This window comes from Bartonella sp. AP21QHHD (assembly GCF_042196205.1).
Classification (GTDB): domain Bacteria; phylum Pseudomonadota; class Alphaproteobacteria; order Rhizobiales; family Rhizobiaceae; genus Bartonella.
This window is the reverse complement of the sequence record NZ_JBHIPT010000103.1, coordinates 1-2,521: the sequence shown is the minus strand read 5'-3', so window position 1 is coordinate 2,521 and position 2,521 is coordinate 1. Positions and strand designations below refer to the sequence as shown.

The window sequence follows — 2,521 nt, the reverse complement described above, 5'->3', positions numbered from 1 at the left end:
AGCCGGAGTCACATTGGCAGCAATTGAAGGGCAAAATACCACAACACATTTCGGTCTTGTAGGCACCTATGGGCAGCTGTCTTTCACTCCAAAAGATATGGATGATGTAAGTAAGAGCACATTGGATAAATGGTCACTAACAGCTTATGGCAGCGTGCAGCATGACAATGGTTTCTATATGGATACACTGTTATCCTATGGAATTCTAAAAGGAGATATCGGCAATGCTATCATTGGCAAAACCGCAAAATTGCAAAATGCCAAAATGTTTAGTATCTCCACCACTGTTGGCAAAGAGTTTGCAACCGGAATGGAAAGTTTAACATTTGAGCCACAAGCACAAATTGCCTATCAACATTTGATGTTTAATACCATTGAAGATGCTGATAATTTTACCGTTGATATGAAAAATCCTTCTCAATGGTTGATCCGTGTTGGTGGACGTTTGACAAAAACTATTTCCACTGAAAACAACCGTCCAATGTCTTTCTATGGAAAAGTAAACTTGATCAAAACCTTTGGTGATAATGGTACCATCCAGATTGGCAGAGATTTTGACCTTGATCCTATGGGACCTGCAATTGAAGGCGGCGTTGGCATCAATGCGCAACTGTCTCACAATTTCTCGCTTCATGGTGATGTAAGTTATCAACAAAAGCTTCAGAAAACTGGTATAAGTGGTGCAAGCTTTTCAGGTGGTATACGCTATCAGTTTTAAGGAAAGGAAATTCTTCTCGGAACCTCTTATTTTAAGCAGAGCAGCCTGTGCCCTACATGAGAAGGAAAGCACATGTACAAGCGTATGAGACTGAAAAAAGTGTAAAAGCGAGCGTTGCTTTCCCGTTCGTTTGCACAGAAAGGCTGCACAACTCTGTATTGTGCAGCTTTTTTAATTTTCTATAATATTATGTAGCCCTTTTGTTGATATTACCTCTTGTAAATAAACCCTGCTTTTCTTTTCTGCTAAAGTCCTTTTTATTCCTTAAAGAAACCTCTTTCTTCTTCATGCAGTAGATGTACTAGCTTTTCTTTAAAGGAATTCCCTTCACCTCTTTACGGCAGAAGATCTGCTGCAAAATACCTTTTTGCGCAGAAAATCCAATCAGGCATAACAAACATAACACAATGCTTTGTACTCAATTTATCTAAAATGCTCAGGAAATCATAAAGAAGAGCTAAAGCTTTATCAATCATAATAAGTATTATTTAAGTATATACATAAATATATTTTAGATATACAGAAAACAAATATTAAATTTATTATGTGATTGAAATTATAATAGTTTATATTTAATAATTTGTTTTATAAATTATAAATTACATAGTTATTTACAAAATAAAAAACCATTTAATAAAAAATTATTATAGAATACAAGTAAATAATAAATTTAATATATAAATGTAAAAATAAATAAAATATAATATAAATACTTTATATAAAAGTTAAAATAATATAACCTCCCGATGAAAATTGTGTGTTCTTTATCCTTTTTATAAGCGGGGAGAGAATATGCGGAGGCTTATAAGTTAAGGAAAATCTTCATGTCTAAAAAATTTTTACTATCCTGTACAGCTGTTGCGACAATCGCGCTGTTTAGTGCTCATACTAATGTAAAAGCCGAAAAAATCTTAATGAATTTTCATGGAATAACTGAGGAAGCATCCAACTTCACTGTTGGCGGTATAATAGTGATAAAAGGTAGTGGAATAATTGGAAAAAATTTAGCAATAATTCACGACAGCAAAAACATGGAGGACGACTGGTTGAGCACTGTACGCATTATCGAACCTAATAGCTTTCTTGACTTATCAGAATCAACGATTAAGGCTAAAGAAATCGGTGTGATGGCAACAGACGGTGGTATAATAAAAATGAATGCAGTAGGTATTATTGCTCCTACAGTAGGCTTATTTCTCGAAGATAGCAAAAGTGATAAAAACAAGCTGAAAAATGTGACAATAACGAGCAGTAAAGATGACTTAATGGAAAAAGGAATAGCTCTTTATAAGGAAAGGAAAGGAAAGTCATCTTGGAAAACGTAACAGTTACTCAAGCAAAAGTGGGTATAGAAGCGTTGGATAATTCTCAAACAACGGTATCAGGAGGATACTTTAATGCAAAAGAGCATGGAATATACGCTGGTACAGGCTCTACAATTACTTTAAAGAACAATGTTACAGTGTCCTCTGATGAATATGGCCTCAATGCAAATGGTGCACAATCCAAAATCACGATGATTGGGGGAACTGTAACTGGGAAAAAAATGCATTAGTTGCAGCAAATAGTGGATATATTGATGGCATAGATACCACTCTAATGGCAGATGGCAATGGAAAAGGTGCATGGGCTAACGGCCCCAACAGTACAATTGAATTGCATGGCAATACAACCATTAAAGAGGCTATCATCGGACTTGAGGCAAAAGACAATGGTATCATCCAAATGACAGGAGGATCTATCACTGTTTCCGAGACAGGGGCTTCTTTTGAAAACAGCAAGAGTGACAACAACAAGTTAGAA

The 2,521-nt window shown here is 35.4% G+C and carries 4 protein-coding genes; all 4 read left to right on the top strand.

Features of this window, described 5'->3' with window-relative positions; translation table 11 throughout:
* Window positions 1–718 (top strand): autotransporter domain-containing protein (locus ACFIMC_RS06565; RefSeq protein ID WP_375683714.1); only part of this gene is annotated, 718 nt, incomplete at its 5' end.
* Between the two features lie 824 nt (window positions 719–1,542).
* Complete coding sequence (locus ACFIMC_RS06560) at window positions 1,543–2,043, top strand: hypothetical protein (RefSeq protein ID WP_375680822.1); 501 nt, start codon at window positions 1,543–1,545, stop codon at window positions 2,041–2,043.
* The gene (locus ACFIMC_RS06555; RefSeq protein WP_375680821.1) at window positions 2,031–2,273 is read left to right on the top strand and encodes a hypothetical protein; all 243 of its coding nucleotides are present in this window, start codon (window positions 2,031–2,033) and stop codon (window positions 2,271–2,273) included. Before ACFIMC_RS06560 ends, ACFIMC_RS06555 begins: the two co-directional genes overlap by 13 nt.
* A gap of 44 nt (window positions 2,274–2,317) precedes the next feature.
* Window positions 2,318–2,521: hypothetical protein (locus tag ACFIMC_RS06550; RefSeq protein WP_375680820.1), on the top strand; the 204-nt coding region annotated here is incomplete at its 3' end.

Bases quoted from the DNA above. Each gene is read 5' to 3' on its own strand.
- ACFIMC_RS06560 (WP_375680822.1), top strand. From the start codon at position 1,543: ATGTCTAAAAAATTTTTACTATCCTGTACAGCTGTTGCGACAATCGCG.